General features: G+C 40.7%; 16 protein-coding genes. 5 read left to right on the forward strand and 11 right to left on the reverse strand.

Annotated elements, in window-relative coordinates; genetic code table 11:
- The first annotated feature begins 78 nt into the window (after positions 1–78).
- The 5 genes from ED557_08760 to ED557_08780 all read left to right on the forward strand — a co-directional run bounded on the left by ED557_08760 (position 79) and on the right by ED557_08780 (position 4,836).
- Positions 79–1,434 carry a DASS family sodium-coupled anion symporter gene (locus ED557_08760; protein RNC84045.1) on the forward strand — a complete coding sequence of 452 codons (1,356 nt, stop codon included), beginning with the start codon at positions 79–81 and terminating at the stop codon, positions 1,432–1,434.
- Positions 1,435–1,443: 9 nt separating this feature from the next.
- Positions 1,444–1,941 carry a response regulator gene (locus ED557_08765; GenBank protein RNC83853.1) on the forward strand — a complete coding sequence of 166 codons (498 nt, stop codon included), beginning with the start codon at positions 1,444–1,446 and terminating at the stop codon, positions 1,939–1,941.
- 3 nt (positions 1,942–1,944) lie between these two features.
- Complete coding sequence (locus ED557_08770) at positions 1,945–3,345, forward strand: hypothetical protein (GenBank protein ID RNC83854.1); 1,401 nt, start codon at positions 1,945–1,947, stop codon at positions 3,343–3,345.
- A gap of 187 nt (positions 3,346–3,532) precedes the next feature.
- Positions 3,533–4,183, forward strand: coding sequence for a hypothetical protein (locus ED557_08775; GenBank protein RNC83855.1), 651 nt, complete (start codon positions 3,533–3,535; stop codon positions 4,181–4,183).
- A 41-nt stretch (positions 4,184–4,224) separates the two neighbouring features.
- A complete protein-coding gene (locus ED557_08780) occupies positions 4,225–4,836 on the forward strand; it encodes a hypothetical protein (protein RNC83856.1) in 612 nt (203 codons plus the stop codon).
- Here the strand turns inward: ED557_08780 and recQ are convergent.
- The 11 genes from recQ to ED557_08835 form a co-directional block, all read right to left on the reverse strand.
- Complete coding sequence (gene recQ, locus ED557_08785) at positions 4,828–7,002, reverse strand: DNA helicase RecQ (protein ID RNC84046.1); 2,175 nt, start codon at positions 7,000–7,002, stop codon at positions 4,828–4,830. The genes ED557_08780 and recQ overlap by 9 nt on opposite strands.
- A 44-nt stretch (positions 7,003–7,046) precedes the next feature.
- On the reverse strand, positions 7,047–7,448 hold the full coding sequence (locus tag ED557_08790; protein ID RNC83857.1) for a GxxExxY protein: 402 nt from the start codon (positions 7,446–7,448) through the stop codon (positions 7,047–7,049).
- Positions 7,449–7,896: 448 nt separating this feature from the next.
- Positions 7,897–10,725, reverse strand: a complete 2,829-nt coding sequence (locus ED557_08795) for a carbamoyl-phosphate synthase large subunit (protein RNC83858.1) — start codon at positions 10,723–10,725, stop codon at positions 7,897–7,899.
- Positions 10,726–10,789: 64 nt separating this feature from the next.
- On the reverse strand, positions 10,790–11,911 hold the full coding sequence (locus tag ED557_08800; protein RNC83859.1) for a carbamoyl-phosphate synthase small subunit: 1,122 nt from the start codon (positions 11,909–11,911) through the stop codon (positions 10,790–10,792).
- 426 nt (positions 11,912–12,337) lie between these two features.
- Positions 12,338–13,006 (reverse strand): hypothetical protein, encoded by a 669-nt coding sequence (locus tag ED557_08805; protein ID RNC83860.1) that lies wholly within the window; start codon positions 13,004–13,006, stop codon positions 12,338–12,340.
- A 16-nt stretch (positions 13,007–13,022) separates the two neighbouring features.
- Positions 13,023–13,706, reverse strand: a complete 684-nt coding sequence (locus ED557_08810; protein RNC83861.1) for a hypothetical protein — start codon at positions 13,704–13,706, stop codon at positions 13,023–13,025.
- Positions 13,703–14,041 carry a hypothetical protein gene (locus ED557_08815; protein RNC83862.1) on the reverse strand — a complete coding sequence of 113 codons (339 nt, stop codon included), beginning with the start codon at positions 14,039–14,041 and terminating at the stop codon, positions 13,703–13,705. Before ED557_08815 ends, ED557_08810 begins: the two co-directional genes overlap by 4 nt.
- Positions 14,042–14,108: 67 nt before the next feature.
- On the reverse strand, positions 14,109–16,529 hold the full coding sequence (locus ED557_08820) for a penicillin acylase family protein (GenBank protein ID RNC83863.1): 2,421 nt from the start codon (positions 16,527–16,529) through the stop codon (positions 14,109–14,111).
- A gap of 228 nt (positions 16,530–16,757) precedes the next feature.
- Positions 16,758–17,654, reverse strand: coding sequence for a hypothetical protein (locus ED557_08825; GenBank protein ID RNC83864.1), 897 nt, complete (start codon positions 17,652–17,654; stop codon positions 16,758–16,760).
- Positions 17,655–17,671: 17 nt separating this feature from the next.
- Positions 17,672–18,559, reverse strand: a complete 888-nt coding sequence (locus ED557_08830; protein RNC83865.1) for a hypothetical protein — start codon at positions 18,557–18,559, stop codon at positions 17,672–17,674.
- A 46-nt stretch (positions 18,560–18,605) separates the two neighbouring features.
- Entirely contained in the window at positions 18,606–19,451 is an 846-nt protein-coding gene (locus ED557_08835; protein ID RNC83866.1) for a hypothetical protein, read from the reverse strand.
- Between the last annotated feature and the right edge of the window lie 12 nt (positions 19,452–19,463).

The raw sequence follows: 19,463 nt of genomic DNA on the forward strand, positions 1-19,463 counted from the left end.
TATTCATCACTTATTATTGAAGAAAACTTTTATATGAAATTACCAAAAAAAGAAGCTTTTGGTATTCTTATTGGATTTTTGGGGTTGATCCTTTCTTTCTTTATTCAGATTGAGGGACTTTCTTTTGCGGGGCACGTAGCACTTGGTATTTTTTTTCTGGCGGCTGTCTTCTGGTTGTTTGAACCAGTTCCTATTTATGCAACCTCTGTTTTTGTAATCCTATTACAGGTACTATTACTAAGTAAAGAGGGATTTATTTTCCAGGAAGCCGATATACACTACATACCTGATAGCTATACTTCTTTCATTGGAACTCTTGGAAGCCCGATCATCATCTTATTTCTGGGTGGTTTTGTTCTTGCTGACGCTGCTGTTAAATATGATTTAGACCGAAACCTAACCCGCATTTTGCTGGGTCCATTTGGACAAAAACCCGGTTCAATTCTGTTAGGTCTGATGGTAATTACCGCACTACTCTCTGCCTTTATGAGCAATACCGCAACAACCGCAATGATGATGACTGTGATCATTCCTATTATCGCTCGTGTAGGAAAAACGGATCCCCTCCGAATCGGCCTTGCACTTAGCATCCCCTTTGCTGCTAATATCGGAGGTATTGCAACCCCAATCGGCACCCCTCCTAATGCTGTTGTCATCGGAGCTCTATCCCAACAAGGAATTAGCATCCCTTTCGGAGAGTGGATGATTTTAGCGTCTCCCCTGGTAGTAGTTGCACTCATCTTTACCTGGGTTCTACTCCTGAAAATGTTTAAACCGGAGGCCTCTTCTATTCAGATTGATATGACAGGTACTTTCAATACTTCAAAAAAAGCCATTATGCTATATGTGGCATTTGGTTTAACCGTCATTTTCTGGATTACAGAGAGCTTTCATGGAGTTAAAAGTGCAATTGTAGCCCTTGTACCCATAGTATTTCTATCACTAACAGGGGTTATAAGTAAAGAAGATATAAGGAAGCTACCCTGGGAAGTTTTATGGCTTGTTGCTGGAGGTATTTCGCTGGGTATTTCAATGAAATCCACCGGGCTGGCAGAATGGATTGTAGGAATGGTACAATGGGGTTCACTAGGAAGCATAGTACTGTTATTGGTTTTTAGCATTGTTGCCGTATTGATGTCCAACTTCTTATCCAATACAGTAACAGCGACTTTACTTATACCGCTCGCGATCAGCCTGGCTACTTCCGGGTTGGCTGGAGAAAGATTTAACCTGATCATCGTGAGTTTAGTAATCGGAGTAAGTTGCAGTATGGCAATGATGCTCCCTATATCTACTCCGCCTAATGCTATTGCAATGAGTACCGGAATTATCGAAACGAAAAGCATGACTAAAACCGGAATTAGCATCGGCATCTTTGGAGTACTTCTGGTTTTACTTTATGCCTTGTTCTACTGGCCATTAATTATAAATTGAGAGGAAATCATGAGTCAACAAATCTACATACTTGTTATTGAAGACGAATTGGAAGTACTGGATGCTTTAGTACTGGATCTTGAAGAGTTTGAAGAAGTATTTCCTCTTGAAACGGCTAATACTACCAGAGAAGCCCGTGAGGTTATATCTGAAATTTATGATTCAGGAAATGTTATTGGCCTGATTTTATGTGATCACATACTTCCCGGCGAAAATGGGGTTGATTTACTCATTGAACTCCAGGCTCATGATGTCTACCGCAAATCAAAAAAGGTTCTGGTTACCGGGCAGGCAGGACTTGAGGACACCATCCAGGCAATTAACAAGGCCAGTCTTAATCATTACATTGCCAAACCCTGGACGAAAAAGGGCCTTAGTGAAACAGTGGTAAAACAACTTACTGACTTCGTGATCCAGCAAGGTTATAATCCTCTTAAATACATGTCTCTTTTAGACACTGAGCGTTTGTCTGAGCATCTTAGAGGTAATCAACCCACCGATCATTAGTGTATGCAAAAAGGGTTTTTAAATAACAGGGAAGTCATACTGAAGTTCATAAAACGGGCTATCACTGATTCAGACAGGCTGAATGATCAGGTGGTGACTTTTGAACGAGGAGATATTCTTTTCAAACAGGGAGATAAACTTGAATTCCTCTATTTATTGCTGGAAGGAACGGTAACCCTAAAAAGGAAAAATGATTCCGGTATATCTAATGATCTAATCACTCTGGAACCCGGCCATTTTATTGGAATTATGGCTTTTACTACAGGTAAGCACTCTCTTACCACGGGTAGTAGTAACTCTACATGTAAGGCGCTTAAAATCAATCAGGCCGAGTTTGAGCAATACATGAGTGATAATCCCCGACTTGCTCATCCTTTGCAGCAACTAATGCTAGGCAACCTTGCAGATCGGTTCACAAAAAACCTCGTTCTTGAATCGGAATTACGGGCACTGAATAAAAAACTTGGTGAAGAAGGTGAGCAACTTAAAATAGCTTATCAAAAACTGATTCATCAGGAGAAGATGGCAACACTTGGAGAGTTGGTAGCCGGTTTTGCTCATGAAGTAAACAATCCTGCGTCTGCACTACTTCGCTCCTCTGAATACCTGATTAAAACCTTCAGCGATCAATCAAAAGATGATACTAGTGCTCAACTATTTCTACTGGGGCTAAATCATAACCCAATGAGCAGCCCCGAAGTAAGAGACCGTTTGAAAGAGATCGTACAACGATTCCCTCAAATCACTGACCGTGCTACTCAGAGAAAGTTATCTCAAATGCCTGAAGAGGCGTTAAATGTTATCGAATCTACAAAGGATAATTCCAAGATTGGGGAATTGATCCAGCAGTTTGAAGCAGGAAAATTCATTCACAATATTGAAGTGGCGAGCAAACGGATAGCTAATCTGGTTAAAAGCCTGAAAAGCTATAGTCGCCAGGAGGGGAATGAGTTTGAGTATACCGATGTGAGAGAAGGCATCAATGATACCATACTGTTACTCACTAACAGGTTAAAGTTCCTGGAGCTTCAACTAGAGTTAAAGCCCATTCCTAAAGTGTATGCTAAGCCGGGTGCTTTAAATCAGGTTTGGACAAATATCATAGTAAATGCCTGCGATGTACTTGAGCATGGTGAACGATTGAGTATTTTGGCACAACAAGTTGACGACAAAAAAATCGAAGTCATTATTTCAGATTCAGGCCCGGGAATACCAGAGCAGGCATTAAACAAAATCTTTGAACCCAACTTTACTACAAAGAATCAGGGAGCGAATTTTGGGCTGGGGCTGGGCTTAGCTATCTCTAAGGAAATCATTCAAGAACATGGTGGAACTATTGCAGCAAGAAATGGCAGTGAAGAAGGAGCGGAGTTTAGAGTACTGTTGCCTATAACAAACTATTGATTTCCCGAACTCGAGCTTGGACAGGTCTCACAAAGAAAAAAAATCGCCTTTGTGAAGGACGTAGCGATAGCTAGTCCTAAAGCCTGTCCTCCGTACGTGACTTCGGAAGGCACGCGGGATACGAAGAACAGGCGAGGTGAAGGATCTGAATGGATACCCGATAAGATCCTTCGGAAGTGTCCTCAGGATGACTTTTAAAAAATTCTGGACGGAAAATGACCCGAATAAGGGCTTTTATAGATATTTTATATTCGAATTCACACTAACTATGAAAAAGCTTTTTTTACTCTTTGTTCTGCTGTTCCTACCCGCTCTTAGTCAGGCTCAAGTTGGAACGGGCTTAAATGTACAAGCCTATCCTGCGGGAATTATAACTGATGCCTACCTGGATGTAGACTTATCATCCAATCTAACACTTACTACAGGAGTAGGATATAATTTCACAAACCGAAGAGATTGGGGCGAGCATGATAATGAAGAAGGGGGTGGCCCAGGGTTTTCTTTCAAAATTGAAAAAAAGGGATTTATTAATGAGAACTTGTCTCTCATTCTACGTTCTGATATATGGTTCATGGACATTGATTGGATAAATGAAGAACCATGCCCATCAAGTTCAAGTAGCTGTGGCAGAGGAGAGATTATTCAAAACCCCGGAACTACTGAGGTAACAGTAATACAACCTACTATTGGGTTGGGCTACGGTCTTTCACCAAGGGAAAATCTCCTGATTATGCCTACTCTGTCTTTCGGATATGAGATAAATATGGAAACAAAAGGAGAGGCCGTGGGAGAGGGAGCGATATTGTTGTTAGGCTTCAAACTTGGATATAAACAATAGGATCATTTTCTTATACATGTCTGGTAACTAACGCTTAAGTCATGAGAAAATATCTGTTACTCCTTCCACTTTGTCTTTTCATTGCTAATTCTACTTTAGCACAACATCGTATTGGCTTTAGCTCCACCCTTCATAATTCAGAATACATCCCTGGCATTCAGTTCGAATTTGAGCTCTCACAAAAGTGGAGTGTATCGGCAAATGGGAGCTATTATTTCAATAATGATCGTTGGTACGGACCGGATAGTAGTCCTTACCGTAGAAGTCGTGGCTATATGGAAATAAGAACACCGGAGAGAACTAGTGGATATGGATTAGGTGTCGGAGTGTTTAGATCCGGTTTTATTATCAAGAACCTGGTTTTAGATGCCCGACTGAATTATTCTATAAGAAATACGAAAACGCTGATTCCGGAGTATTTCTCTACTTTTTTTGATGTTAACTATGTGGATTTAGGCTTTTCAAATAATAGAACTGCCCGATCCTTGAACCCTACTATCGGATTGGGATATACCATCCAAATGACAGATCAGTTTTTCGTACGACCTTATTTTAGTATCGGTAAAGATTTTATACTAAATGAAGTTGAAGGGCATAAAATAGAGGATGAAAGAACCCATTCTTTTGGAATCCAGATTGGCACCTCATTTTGAAGCATTAGCTAAATAATACAACTGCATTATCCTTAGCTGATCATAGCCAATCTGCTTATTTAGTTCCTCATAAACCGGACGAAGCATTAACGGTCCTTTCTTATCCATCGCTTTAATAATTTGATCTCTTTGTCGGTCGGATAAATTACAAGCCTCCAGCAAACCATCTAAGCGTAAGATATTGTCTTCATCCAGATACTTTTTCAAATGGGTAAGAATGGTAACCTCTTTTACTCCGTGTTCTTCGGCTAATAGCTTTATGGATTGTCCTTCGTTAAAGGCTTCTCCAACCTGTTCATGCTTTTGAGTACTAACCGTTTTCCTCACTTTTTTGAGTAAGGTCTTTTGCCTTTCCATGATATCATGTTCAGCGGTAAAGGTCTTAATTACCCCAATAAAGGCATCCCCAAACTTCTCTTTTTTAACTGATCCTACTCCGTACAGAGCTTCAAGAGCATCTTTGTTCTGAGGGTAGTAGTAGGACATTTCAATGAGGGTGGTGTCCGGGAAAATGGCATATGGAGGTACATCATCAGCGTCGGCTAGCTCTTTTCGCTTGATGCGAAGTAGCTCAAACAACTCTTCATTGTAATTGTTTTCTACATCACTGGAAGTACGAATTACGGTTTCCCCATCAATGGCTGTACTGGTTCGATCTAGAATTCCGAATACATTTTCATCCCCTCTTAACACGGAATGGCCCCGCTCCTCAACCTGTAAACTTCCGTACTCTCCTTTGGAAATATAATTCTGCCTGATGAGCATTCGTGATAACTGCGTCCACTGATCTTTCGACCATTCATTCCCAATTCCATAAGTAGGAAGTTGATCATGCTCATGCTCCAATACCTTTTGCGCTTTAGATCCTCTCAACACATCAATAACATGTCCTGCTCCAAATTGCTCTCCACTTCGGATCATACAGGACATGAATTTTTGAGCCTGAATGGTCATGTCTTCCACATCATCGTCAACGGAAAGGCAGTTATCACACATTCCACATTCTTCCTTCACATACTCTTCTCCGAAGTAACTAAGTAAGGGCTGACGACGGCAGGTAGTGGCTTCTAGAAATTTAATCAGGTCATTGAGATGTCCTTCTGCTACTTCTTTTTCGTTTCCCTGCTTTTGGTTGATGAAGTATTTGATCTTCTGGGTATCTGCATATCCAAAAAGAAGAATACAGTCTGAACGTAAACCATCCCTTCCTGCACGACCAATCTGTTGATAGTAGGATTCAATATTCTGAGGCATATCGAAATGAACCACATAGCGAACATTCGGTTTATTGATCCCCATCCCAAAAGCAATTGTGGCTACTATAATACGGGCATCATCCCTGATAAAAGCTCGTTGATTGATCGAACGATCTCTAGCACTTAAACCAGCATGATAGGGCTTAACGTCATATCCTTCTTGTTCAAGCAAATAGGTTAAATCATCAACCTGCCTTCTGGAAAAACAATAAATAATCCCCGATTGGTTTTTTCGAGTGTATAAGAAATCGAGAAGCTGATTCTCCGGGTCCTTTTTATCAGCAATTTTCAGAAACAGATTTTGCCTATCAAAGCTGGAAATAAAGGCTTCTGAATCGGTCAGGTTCAAGCTCCTTTTGATATCTTCCTGTACTCTTGGAGTAGCAGTTGCGGTAAGGGCTATACAAACAGCTTCAGGAAAATCCTTTCGAATCCGAGCCAATTGTCGGTATTCAGGACGAAAATCATGACCCCATTCAGAAATACAGTGCGCTTCATCAATTGTAAAACAATCAATTCTCAAGCCATTGAGCATCTCTCTGGTTTTATCCATCATCAATGTCTCCGGAGCTAAATAGAGCAATTTGATACCTCCACTTAGCACTCGTTTCACATTATACTCATACTCTTCAGGCCGTAACGAACTGTTTAGGTAAACTGCAGGGATATCATATTCCCTAAGCTGTTCTACCTGGTCTTTCATTAATGAAATAAGAGGAGACACCACAATGGTCATCCCTTCAAAAATCATAGCTGGAATCTGATAGCATAGCGATTTCCCACCACCAGTGGGCATTATAACCAGCGCATCTTTTTTATTTAGAACCTGTGTGATGGCTGCCTCTTGTTGCAGCCTAAACTCGTCGTACCCAAACGTAGTTTTGAGAATACTCTTTGCCTGATGAATAATTGGTGTCACTTAATTTTTTACTTTTTGATCGATGATGAAATGATTTAATTGATTTGTGCTGGCAATTTAGAGTTAATCACTCTTTTCCATGTTAATTTAGATTCCCCAAAATTGATCAATAAACCTACTTCCAGTTTATATGCCTTTAGATAATTTAAGATTTGTGAAAAATGCCTCTGCTCGAGTTCTTTAATTGCCTTAAGCTCAATTAAAATTTTATCCAAAACTACAAAATCTGCACGTCTCGAACCTACTTGGTTTCCATCATAATAAACTGGAAAATCCACTTCCCGTCCAAAGGAGAGGTCATACTTATTCATTTCATCAGCCAGCGCCCTTTGATAAATAACTTCTGGAAACCCATTACCTAGTGCTGAATGAACACGCATCGCACAACCAATGATAATCCCTGTTTCTTTACTAAATCTATATTCTTCTTTGATCACTGATTTTGTTGATTGAGTTTACTTTTTGATCGCTAATGAAAAGTCTTAATTGATTTGCGCTGATCGCTCGTAAAACCTTTCACTTGCTTTGTTAGACTAAACCCAATCGAAATCCTTACAAATTAATTTTGACCTCAAGGAAAAATCAGCGAAAATCAAAACAATCTACACATCAGTGATCAATAACCCGATCTTCTACTCACTCAAATACACGCTCTTAAACTCGAACGGTTTCTTAACGTGCTCATCATCACTGATTTTGTTGATTGAGTTTACTTTTGATCGCTAATGAAAAGTCTTAATTGATTTGCGCTGATCGCTCGTAGAACCTTTCACTTGCTTTGTTAGACTAAACCCAATCGAAATCCTTACAAATTAATTTTGACCTCAAGGAAAAATCAGCGAAAATCAAAACAATCTACACATCAGTGATCAATAACCTGATCTTCTACTTACTTAAATACAGGCTCTTAAACTCGTACGGTTTTTTGAAGTGCTCATCTTCGAAGCTATCGGCGAAATAAATACTCTCACCAGTAGACTTCATCTCCGGGCCAAGCTCTTTTTTCACCCCGGGGAATTTATCGAATGGAAACACTGGCTCTTTAATCGCCCAGTTTGTCAACTTTGATTCCAAATCGAATTCCGTCAGCTTTGCACCCAGCATCACTTTTACGCCAATCGCCGCTTCTGGAACCTGATTGGCTTTAGCCAGGAATGGAATCGTTCGGGTAGTCCGAGGATTTGCTTCCAGCACATACACCCTTTCATCCTTTACTGCATATTGAACATTAAGGAAGCCTTGAATCTCCATTGCTTTAGCAATACGCTCCTGGTATTCCCTGATAGTATCCTGTACTTCCTGACTTAATGAATAAGGAGGAATAACAGCAGTAGAATCCCCGGAATGTACCCCGGCAGGCTCAATGTGCTGCATCATCCCTGATATATGGAGTTGATCTCCATCATACACTGAATCCACATCCACCTCGATGGCATGTTCCAGGTACTTGTCGATTAAGAAGGCGTTTTCGGGGTGCGTTTTTAGAATTCGAGCTACATATCGTTCTAACTCTTCGGCTTTTACCGCGATTCTCATTCCTTGTCCACCCAATACATAACTTGGACGAATCAGTACCGGATATCCAATTCGGTCTGCTATAGTCAATGCATCTTCTACATTCATAGCTGTACCATATTCAGGGAAAGGGATTTCAAGTCGGGTTAGCAGATCAGAGAACTCACCACGATCTTCAGCGAAATCGATCCGCTCGAAGTCGGTGCCAAAAATCTTGATTCCAGCTTCAACAAATCTTTTTCCGAGTTTAAGTGCGGTTTGCCCACCTACCTGGATAATGACACCTTCCGCTTTTTCGTGCTCATAAATATCCAGCACTCGCTCCCAATACACGGGCTCGAAATACAGCTTATCCGCGATGTCAAAATCTGTAGAAACCGTTTCGGGATTACAATTAATCATGATGGCTTCATAGCCCATTTCCTTGGTCGCCAGTACCGCATGCACACAGGAGTAGTCGAACTCGATTCCCTGTCCAATCCGATTAGGGCCGCTACCCAAAATGATCACTTTCTTCCGATCTGTTACCTCGCTTTCATTTTCTCCTTCATAAGAAGAATAGTAGTAAGGCGTTTGCGCAGGGAATTCTGCAGCACAAGTATCTACGAGCTTGAAGACTGGTTTCAGACCCAGACTCAATCTTTTTTCTCGAACCTGATTTTCGGAAATATCGGCTCCACTTTGACTTAATAACCATGCAATCTGAGCATCTGAGAATCCAGCCTGCTTCAATTCATAAAATTCGTCTTTAGTGATCTCCTCAAGAGTCTGGCCTTCCGTTCTGTTTTCAAGGGAAACCATGTACCGGATTTGTTGAAGGAACCATGGATCTACTTTGGTTATGTCTGCTATCTCCTCCACAGAAGTGCCCAATTTGAAGGCGTTCCTAATCTGCATTGAACGGTCCCAATAAGGCTTCATTAAGCGCTCACGTACTTCTTTTCTATTAATTTCTTCGTAGCCATCAGCTCCCAGACCATCACGACCTACCTCCATACTTTGCCATGCTTTATTGAGTGCTTCCGGGAAGTTCCTTCCAATACTCATTACTTCACCAACTGCCTTCATTTGGGTAGAAAGCTCCTCATCTACACCTGGGAATTTATCGAAGTTGAAGCGTGGTACTTTACAAACCACGTAATCAATAGAAGGCTCAAAACAAGCCGAAGTTGTTCCGGTAATCTGGTTTTTCAGTTCGTCTAATGTGTATCCAACAGCAAGCTTGGTCGCTACTTTCGCAATCGGGTATCCCGTTGCTTTTGAAGCTAATGCCGATGAACGACTTACCCTTGGGTTGATTTCGATAGCCACAAAACGATCCGTTCCTGGTTCCATCGCAAACTGCACGTTACATCCACCTGCAAAGGTACCTATCGAACGCATCATTTTGATAGCAGCATCCCTTAGCACCTGGAGTTGTTTGTCAGTAAGTGTTTGGGTAGGAGCTACGGTCACCGAATCTCCAGTGTGTACTCCCATCGGATCCATATTTTCGATGGAACAAATAATAACCACGTTGTCGTTAGCATCGCGAAGAAGTTCCAGCTCGTATTCTTTCCAGCCAAAAATACATTCTTCGATAAGCACAGAATGGACAGGGCTCATCTCCAAACCGCGTAGTACTTTTTGATCGAATTCATCTTCATGCCAAACGATTCCACCTCCAGCTCCACCCATGGTGAACGAAGGTCGAATTACTATTGGAAGCCCCCCTAGCTCTTCTTTAATCTCTTTGGCATCGAGAAGTGACTCTGCCTGACGGCTACGGCATTGCAGGATTCCAATTTCTTCCATTTTATCACGGAATAGCTGGCGGTCTTCCGTCAGTTCTACCGCGTCAATATCAACCCCGATGATCTTAATGCCTTTTTCGTCCCAGAAACCTTGTTTTTCAAGATCTCGACAAAGGTTTAATCCTGTTTGACCACCCATCGTTGGCAACACTGCATCTGGTTTTTCTTTCTCTACAATCTCTCTGATAGAATCCGTTGTCATGGGCAGCATATAAATAGCATCTGCCATGATTGGATCCGTCATGATGGTCGCAGGATTCGAGTTGATCAAAACTATTTCATAACCCTCTTCCTGGAGTGATCTACATGCTTGTGAACCTGAATAGTCAAATTCGCAGGCCTGACCAATTACAATGGGTCCTGATCCGATAATGAGAATTTTGTGTATATCGTCGCGTCTTGGCATTGAGCTCTATTTTATGATTTGGTTCTTAAAAGTCTCCTCTTGGGAGGGGATTTAGGGGTGGGTTTTATGCTGTTACAGTTTTTTGTTCTTTCATCAGATCAATGAATTGATCAAAGAGGTAGGCTGAATCATGTGGTCCTGGAGAAGCTTCAGGGTGGTATTGTACCGAAAAGCCTGGGAAGTTTTTAAATCTGAGTCCTTCCACAGTATTGTCATTTAGATTTATGTGGGTGATAGAAGCAATTTCCTCTTTTACACTTTCTTCAACCACTGCAAAGCCGTGGTTTTGAGTAGAAATCTCTACTAATCCACTTTCCAGATTTTTAACCGGGTGGTTTGCTCCACGGTGACCCACAAACATCTTTCCAACTTCAATCCCTTCGCTCATAGCCATCAACTGATGCCCTAAACAAATTCCGAATAATGGCTTTCCTGTTGATTTCGCATAGTTAACAATATCGAGCGCATATTCACCGGTTGGATTTGGATCTCCTGGTCCATTTGAGAAAAAGAAGCCATCTGCGTCCCAGGCTTGAACTTCTTCCAGTGTTGCCTGCGCCGGAAAAACTCTGAGTGTACAACCTCTGGCTACCAGGCTGTTAATGATGTTCTGCTTAATACCATAGTCAAACGCAGCAACTCTGAACTCTGCGTCTCCTTGAGCTTGGTAGGTTTGTGCTTCGGTACGAGTAACCCTCGAAGCTAACTCCAGACCTTCCATATCATCCCAGTCTTTGGCCATTTGGATAAGCTTTTCCTCATCCAGTTCTGTAGAGGAAATCACTGCATTCATCACTCCCTTTTCTCTGATGTGACGAACCAATGCCCGGGTGTCTACTCCTGAAATCCCTACAATTTCATTGTCATCCAGGTACTCGTGTAAGCTACGATCGGCCATCGGATTGCTGAATTCCCACGAGAAAGCTCTTACAATAACGCCCGCTACCATTACCTTTCGATGCTCATCATCACGAGCCATAGTACCATAATTTCCAATATGGGGATAGGTCATCATCATTAACTGACCATAGTAGCTTGGATCTGTGAAGATTTCCTGATAACCCGTCATACTTGTATTGAAACAGAGTTCCCCTCCGGTAATCCCGTCGTGGCCAATCGCCCAGCCGTGCGCTACCGTTCCATCACTTAGAGCAAGGATAGCTTTTTTTCTAGGTTGAAGTGACATGCTAAAAGAGTGTTTTTTTTGTTGAAGTGAGATGAAAAGTCCATTTGTGAGGATTATAGCGATAGCTTAATCCGAAGCAATCTCTACAGTAGGCTCCAAAAATCCTGAGATTGCTTCGTACATGTTCGCACTGCTCACTGATGTTCTCGCAAATGTGAGATAAATTCTGATCAAAAAAAATCCGACAACGGATACCGCGTCGGATTTCTGAAAAATATGTTGATCTGAAAATAGTCATCAATCTACGTTGTTTCCCTTTTCTTCGTAGTTGATGTTTCAAAGCTATGGTGTGCTAACAAAAGTATTGATTCGAAAGCTTTGTTAAAGTTTCGCTAAGATAAGGAGTGAGAGCTTTTGATACAATTGGGGATTTTAAATCTGTGGTTCAAATTGTATTTATTTTTTGCCTCTCCTTTCAGAAAACAATTAATAAAATGTAATCACTGAAAAATTAACTCCAATAAATGGATGTCCTGCGGCCCAAATATACCCGGTTTCCAGCGCACCTGTTAAACCAATACTAGATTTTTGAGGGTTACGAATTAAAATACGAGTCTTAATTCCTGAGTTGAATAGAAATACTGATTGATCAGGAAACCAAACAAAACCATCATTCTCTTCATCAGAAAGACTATAGTATCTCCTTGAATCAATTCCCGAAAATAATCCTGTCGAGATTGCGAGCCCTGAACGATTTATTATTGGCCGTTGGACTGTAAGTTTAGCTGAGTGTGGGAATGATAATGCTAATGTTCCGTAATAATCTGAATACAATTTATTTGTCCAATCTACACCAAGACCCCTTCCAATGGAGAACGATCTTGCTTTACCATAGCCAGTTGAGCTATAAGATTGTAATGTAATGCTTGGGACTTCGCCATCGGTATAAGAAGCGTAATCCCCTGGTCGGAATTCTTCGAAGTCATTCCCAGAAATTCCTGGCTCAAAATACATCACAGAGACCCCTTTAGTTCTTCTATTTGTATCTAAAGAGTCTGATTCAATATTTTTCTCGAACATTACAAGCTCGCTCATTGGTGCATGTGCTGCACAGCTGGTAAAAATTATGAGGATTGTGAAGTGTATAAGCTTCATTTTTTCTCTTTTTTAATCAAAAAATGCCAATTGAGGCACCTACCGTTACATATGGGATATTATAATCAATCATATATCCAGTTTTCCCATACACTTTTAAAAAGCTTCTATTCTTCTGCCCGTTATGGTCAAGGATTAATCCTCGAATACCTACAACATGCAAGTAAGCTTCATCCTCAGGGCCGAAACCACAAAATCCACAATCAAAGCTCTCTTCCAACCCTAAAAAAACGCGATCATAAAAGATTCCAAAGGCAAGTCCACTTCTACCTGTGTAGCGTAATCTCTTCTGAATGATAGCCTGCTGCCCTCCATATAGTGTATACCCCACCGTTAAATAAATATCTTCCATCGCTTTAAATGTTGCATCAACCCCCATACCTCCCGATACTGCAATATTAATAGCGAAATATTCACTTCCCAGAACAGATAGATTAGCAGTTGCCAACAAAGAATTTGCAACCGAAACACCGTCAGAGGTTTGATATCTGGATTCTGCAATTCTCTCAACAGTTGAAAACTCATAAAAACTTTTGTCTAACCCCCCTGAAAAGGCGAACAGTGAATTATAGTTCACTGTACTTGAATCTTGTATCGATGCCTGAACTTTTTTTTCAGCAAACATAACCATTTCACTCATTGGTGAATGCATAGCACACCCAGTAAGAAATAGGATTAGTGTAAAAAACGTGAGCCTCATTCGCTTTTCTTCATGTAAAATAGTGTTCCTGTCAGAGTAGCAAATCCGCTTACCAATCCTCCTAATACTCCGGTAATTAAAATTACCAGGTAAGGAGAGCCCACACCTAACATATTCGCAATTCTAGTAGAAAGAATTCCATCATTCATAAAGTGGATGAAGAGCGCCTGTCCTGACCATAAAATAAATAAAGCCAAAAACCCCCAGCCAAAAGAAGCCAATGCTTTTTTCTTGAAGATGTATCCAAACAAAATTCCCGGAATAGCAATACTCCACCACGGAAGGAAGAGGTTAAGAATAAAAGCCAGTATGATTATTAAAAGTGCTAGTAGCATGATTGGGGAATTATGGATTTTGAATTATGAATGCCTAATCGGGTAGTTCATGATTCAAAATCTAAAATTAGTTGTTTGGGTTGATTGTTATTGAGTAGAGGTATCCACTTGGTGGTTCTTTATAAAAATTGAGTTCATAAAGCTCACCTGTTCGCCAGGTTTCTAAAGTGGAATCGTAATTTTGAGAACCGGGATTTCCGGAAGCCCCTCCCGGATATACCCCCCAGCCTTTTACTTCAGGGCCTAGTTCAACCACCATTCTCCAGGATGGCCCCCAACTAGCCCGGGTAGCATTGATGGATTCCCCATTTCCACTGGAATACACATTTTCTTTTCCGAATCCGGGAATGAATGCTATGTGATCGAAATCATTATTAATGAGTATGCCCCATTTCCAGCCGTCACCGAATTTACCGTGCCATTCTGTAAGCTCTTCTATTGTTTTCCTGAAAGCGGAGGTTACAATTCCCTCCATTGTTTCTACTTCCTCAGTATTTACGTTGTCAATAAATACGAACTCAGGCTCATTCTTTAGTACTTCATTTACCCGATCTCTGGACGGCCATCTCAGAGGCGCTTTTGTAGAACCATACTCATCATTAAAAATAGCTCTGTACATGTTACTCCAGAATTGTCGGAAAATTCCAGGAGCGAGGCTTTCTGAGTCGTTATGTAAATCCCAATTTTTGAGTTCTTCAAGTACTTCTAGTTCTTCTTCATTTAGTACCTTTTCATCCAACCATTCAAGCATTTCAGGAAGTATAGTTGCCGCATGGTAGCTGTAATCATCCATGTGCATCTTTTGAAAATCATCTTTAGTTATGTTATCCATCTCTGCAAGTAGGTCGTTAATTCGCCTTCCGCGTTCAAATGGAGCATATTCATCTTCCAGGTAATAAGGGTAATCAAGGGCTGCTGATTCCTGGTTGGCCGAACTCACAAAATCTCGCTCGGGATTTAAAATATGTGGGTTATGCTCTGTAGGAATCCAGCCTTGCCAATCATAGAGTGGATCAGAGCCGTCACTTACTGTTCTGCCCTGGAACTTCCACTTATTCGGGAATTTTCCGCTAATCCAGGTTGCTATATCACCCTCACTATTTGCAAAGATGAAATTCTGTGCAGGTGCAACGTAATGACTCACTGCTTCCTTAAAATCCTCGAAGGTTTTCATTTTATTAAAACCGAAAAAGGTATTTAAATCATTAGATGGCTCATGAGCAATCCATCTCAGTGCGTGGTAAGCAGGAGCTCGTTCTTCATCAATATCCGACTCCACTTTAGTTACCGGGCCGTGATGGGTATAAACGATGGTATCAATAACTGTTTCCTGACCTCTTACTTTGATTTCCTCGATACGTTTTGTGGTAGCTTTCCACTCTCCATCATGCCAGTATTCATTCATAGCATCATCCTTGAACTCTATTTCATACCAGTCCATCACATCTGATCCTGTATTAGTAGTACCCCATGCTGCATCCTCATTAAATCCAATGATTACCCCTGGAGAACCTTGCAATGAGACTCCATAGACATTTAGTCCGGGCGCATGAAGCTGTACTTCGTACCAAATAGATGGCAGCGTCAATCCTAAATGAGGATCGTTGGAAAGAATAGGAAAACCGGATACCGTTTTATCTCCATTAACTGCCCAGTTATTGCTCCCAATGCCTTCTGGTCGTTCAAAAGATTCAAGTTCAACAGCAGAAGCAGGCTTGAATAGCGTATCCGGAGCCTGCACCGGAATAGATTCAAAATCCCAAACTCTTGTTTCCGGAATGATGGGATCATTCAGCTCAGGTTTGATGGTGAAAAACTTATCCACGAAATCCTGTCCGAAATAAGCAATGGTATTACTGGTTCGATCATCATTACTATTACCAGCTAAGGTCCTGGTCATATTTTTAAGAAGATACGCCGTTTTAATAGGCGCCCATTCTTCGGGCGTAAAATCAAGGATCTTATATTCAACCGGGTATTCATCGGGAGATAGTGAAGAGATATAGGCATTTACTCCAGCAGCATATGCTTCTAAATGAGCATAGATATCCGGATCGTTTTCTTTTATAAACTCAGCTGCTTTTTCCGCTCCATAAGGCATCCCCAACCTTCTGGTACTTCTGTCCCTGCTTAATGTACGTGCTCCCAGGTGTTCTGACAACCGACCTGCTGCATCATAGGTTTGTACTTCCATCTGGAATAAGCGGTCTCGCGCAGTGATATAACCCTGGGCGTAATAGAGGTCATGCTCGTTACTTGCAAAAATGTGGGGTACTCTTCGTTTATCAAAAAAAACCGACACATTCTCTTTTATACCTGGCAATTCCAGTGAAGCTGTAGTGGGTTCGCTTGTTTCAGCATTTGCCCAAAAACCAGCGTTTGGATCAAAAAACTTTCCTAACGGGGGAATTGTACCAAATTTGGTATTAAGGGAAACAATGAGAGCTGCAAGGATAATTAAGGAGAGTACGGGTTTAAAGAGCTTCATGAATGATGATTTAGTCATTTCCGATGAAAGTGAGAAATCTTAACCATGTAATCAAAAGCTATTTTATGGAGAGATAAGATTCATCTTTTAAATGTTGAATTAGGTCATTCCATACCGAAAGCCGGAATCCAAATCTAATTCAACATTTAAAAGCTAAATCTAGATTCCCGCCTTCGCGGGAATGACTAAAAAGCAGGACCAGGGTTCCTAAATATTTCTTATCTCTTTTTACCAGAGCATCATCTTCATACAAAATACGCTACCACCGCTTTTCAGGTACTCATTCGTATCATATTCATGAACAACAAAGCCAGCTTCCTCCATTGCCTGGTTAGCTTCCTTACATCCCGATTGTATAAACACATTTTTTCCATCGGGACAAGTAGCGTTACAGGCGAAGAGCTCTTCTGCTTCATAGGTATTGGCTTCAATCACGTTTGGAACCAACGTTCGAATCAGTTCTAAGCCTTCTTCACTGAATGCTCTCGGATAAATAAGTACCGTTTCTTCGTTTAGTACACATAAGCAGGTATCGAGGTGATAGAACTTTTCATCTACCAATTCGAGAGCAACTACGGGAGTTTTAAAGGTTTCTGAAATATGAGCATATACATCTTTGGTGGAACGATATCCATAACCTCCCCAAATTAGTCGCTTTTTAAAATGCCAGATGGCATCTCCCATTCCTTCAAAGTCAGTGAATTTTTCTTCATCCAGATATACGATTTCGTAGCTGCTCTCTTCATACACTTCCTGGATATGTGGCACTTCTCCTTTTCGTTGAGGAGCATGCATCACGCTCATCACCACTTCCTTTTTCCCATCCTTAGTGATATTCGGCAGACTTTGGTTTGCACAGAAAACCATGTCAGGATAACCTGTTGCTCCATCTATTTCGTGTACATAAAGTCCGAGCTCTTTGTATCCATTTCTCAATGCCGTCCATTCTCTTAAAGCTGCATCTTTATCTATATCTCCAATATGACCCTCCATATGAGGATTGATCACATATTTCACTTCAAATTCTGAAGGATTTACTACTAATACCTTTCCTGGAGCTGGCATTGGTTCTAAATCTGTCAATGAAAAATCCAGTTCATTTAACCGGGTGATAACCTTATTCACGTATCTCCTATCCTGTTCTATTTCTTTTGCGGTGGGAACCAATAATCGTAATCAAATGCCGTATCTGAAACCGAAAACTCAAACCCACCGGTATAGGCTCCCAATACTCTTTTCCCAAAAAAGGGTAATTCTATACTACCATCTTCATTCACTAACTGTATGCCTTCCTCCGGTTCCCGGCCATAATGGGTATACTCAAACCGATAATCAATAACTGGTACATCAAAACAGCTAAACTCATCCGTACCTAAGCCTTCTCTAAGCAAACTCTGAATATTATAATAAATATCTATTATCTGGTACTCTTGTCTATCCGGATCTGTCGCTTCTGCCTCAGGAAATACCACATCCCTTGCTTGAAATGTTCTTCCTTTCCAATCAAATTCTACAAAATAATCCAGGTATTCTCCTCTGCTTTTTGCTACTGGACCAACAGTGATATGCAGCAATATATTTGTACAATCAGTAAGGTCATATTCGAAAAAATACGTATATGTTTTCCTTGGAGTTAAAACCCTTACTGAATCTCTATAACCTGTTTCATCCTTTAGTGCAATCACGTACTCCGTATCAAATTTAATTGAATCACTGGTCATGAAATTATGAGTAACAGCACCTTCAAAAGTGGTAATCTGACGCTCTAATAACTCAGTCTCTCCGGTATTTGTATTTCTAAGAGTTACATTAACATTCAGATTATCTTCTGTTACTGCGTCTATAGGAATACGGTTATCATGTACCCTAATAAAGCTATTTGGATCTGTAATCGATAATAAGCCATAAATGGAATAATAATCCGTCTCTCTTTCCTCCTGAAAATCTACCGTATTGTCGCAACTAAGTACAAAGCAGAGTGAAACAGCTATTAAAAAAACTGGATGTATTCGTGTTGCTTTTACTTTCATTTGAGAAACTTTCTTCTGTTCTGAAAAAATCAGTGCCTATCTATTTTTATTCCGGGAACCAATAATCATAATCAAATAATGTATCTGAAACCGAAAACTCAAACCCACCGGTATAGGCTCCCAATACTTTTTTCCCAAAAAAGGGTAATTCTATACTACCATCTTCATTTACTAACTGTATACCTTCCTCTAGCTCTATGCCATAATGGGTATACTCAAATCGATAATCAGTGACCGGGACATTAAAACAACTAAACTCATCTGTTCCTAAACCCTCTCTAAGTAAACCCTCAAGATTAAAAGCTAGCGTCACTACCTGACCATCGTTATCAAATTCAGGATCCACTGTATCGCTTTCAAAGACTGTACCTCTTGCTCTATACAACCTACTATTCCACTCAAACTCTATGAAGTACTGAAGGAATTCTCCTAAGGCTATATTAGGTGAAAATATATCGATAGTTATTCTTGTATTTGCACAATCAGTAAAATCTCTTTCATTGAGAAAGTAGCTTGTTTCCTTTGGGGTTATTGCTCTAACAGAATCCCTGTAACCTGTCTCATCTTCAAGTGTTATCACGTATTCCGTTCCAAAATCAAGTGGATCATTGGTCATAAAGTTATGCGTAACAGCACCTTCAAAAGTGATAATCTGACGCTCTAGTAACTCCGTCTCTCCGGTATTTGTATTTCTAAGAGTTACATTAACATTCAGGTTATCTTCAGTTACTGCGTCTATAGGAACACGGTTATCGTGTACTCTTATAAAGCTATTAATATCAGAAACTAATAAGAGTCCATATATGGAATAGATTCCTTCTTCTCTTTCCTCCTGAAAGTCGATCGAATTTTCGCACCCTTGTACAATGAAAAAACCAAGGACGATCAACAAATAAGGACGTAT

Origin of the sequence: Balneola sp. (assembly GCA_003712055.1) — a bacterium.
Lineage (GTDB): Bacteria > Bacteroidota > Rhodothermia > Balneolales > Balneolaceae > RHLJ01.

Bases quoted from the DNA above. Each gene is read 5' to 3' on its own strand.
- ED557_08795 (RNC83858.1), bottom strand. From the start codon at position 10,725: ATGCCAAGACGCGACGATATACACAAAATTCTCATTATCGGATCAGGA.
- ED557_08775 (RNC83855.1), top strand. From the start codon at position 3,533: ATGACTTTTAAAAAATTCTGGACGGAAAATGACCCGAATAAGGGCTTT.
- ED557_08765 (RNC83853.1), top strand. From the start codon at position 1,444: ATGAGTCAACAAATCTACATACTTGTTATTGAAGACGAATTGGAAGTA.
- ED557_08810 (RNC83861.1), bottom strand. From the start codon at position 13,706: ATGAGGCTCACGTTTTTTACACTAATCCTATTTCTTACTGGGTGTGCT.
- ED557_08805 (RNC83860.1), bottom strand. From the start codon at position 13,006: ATGAAGCTTATACACTTCACAATCCTCATAATTTTTACCAGCTGTGCA.
- ED557_08770 (RNC83854.1), top strand. From the start codon at position 1,945: ATGCAAAAAGGGTTTTTAAATAACAGGGAAGTCATACTGAAGTTCATA.
- ED557_08800 (RNC83859.1), bottom strand. From the start codon at position 11,911: ATGTCACTTCAACCTAGAAAAAAAGCTATCCTTGCTCTAAGTGATGGA.
- ED557_08815 (RNC83862.1), bottom strand. From the start codon at position 14,041: ATGCTACTAGCACTTTTAATAATCATACTGGCTTTTATTCTTAACCTC.
- ED557_08780 (RNC83856.1), top strand. From the start codon at position 4,225: ATGAGAAAATATCTGTTACTCCTTCCACTTTGTCTTTTCATTGCTAAT.
- ED557_08830 (RNC83865.1), bottom strand. From the start codon at position 18,559: ATGAAAGTAAAAGCAACACGAATACATCCAGTTTTTTTAATAGCTGTT.
- ED557_08820 (RNC83863.1), bottom strand. From the start codon at position 16,529: ATGAAGCTCTTTAAACCCGTACTCTCCTTAATTATCCTTGCAGCTCTC.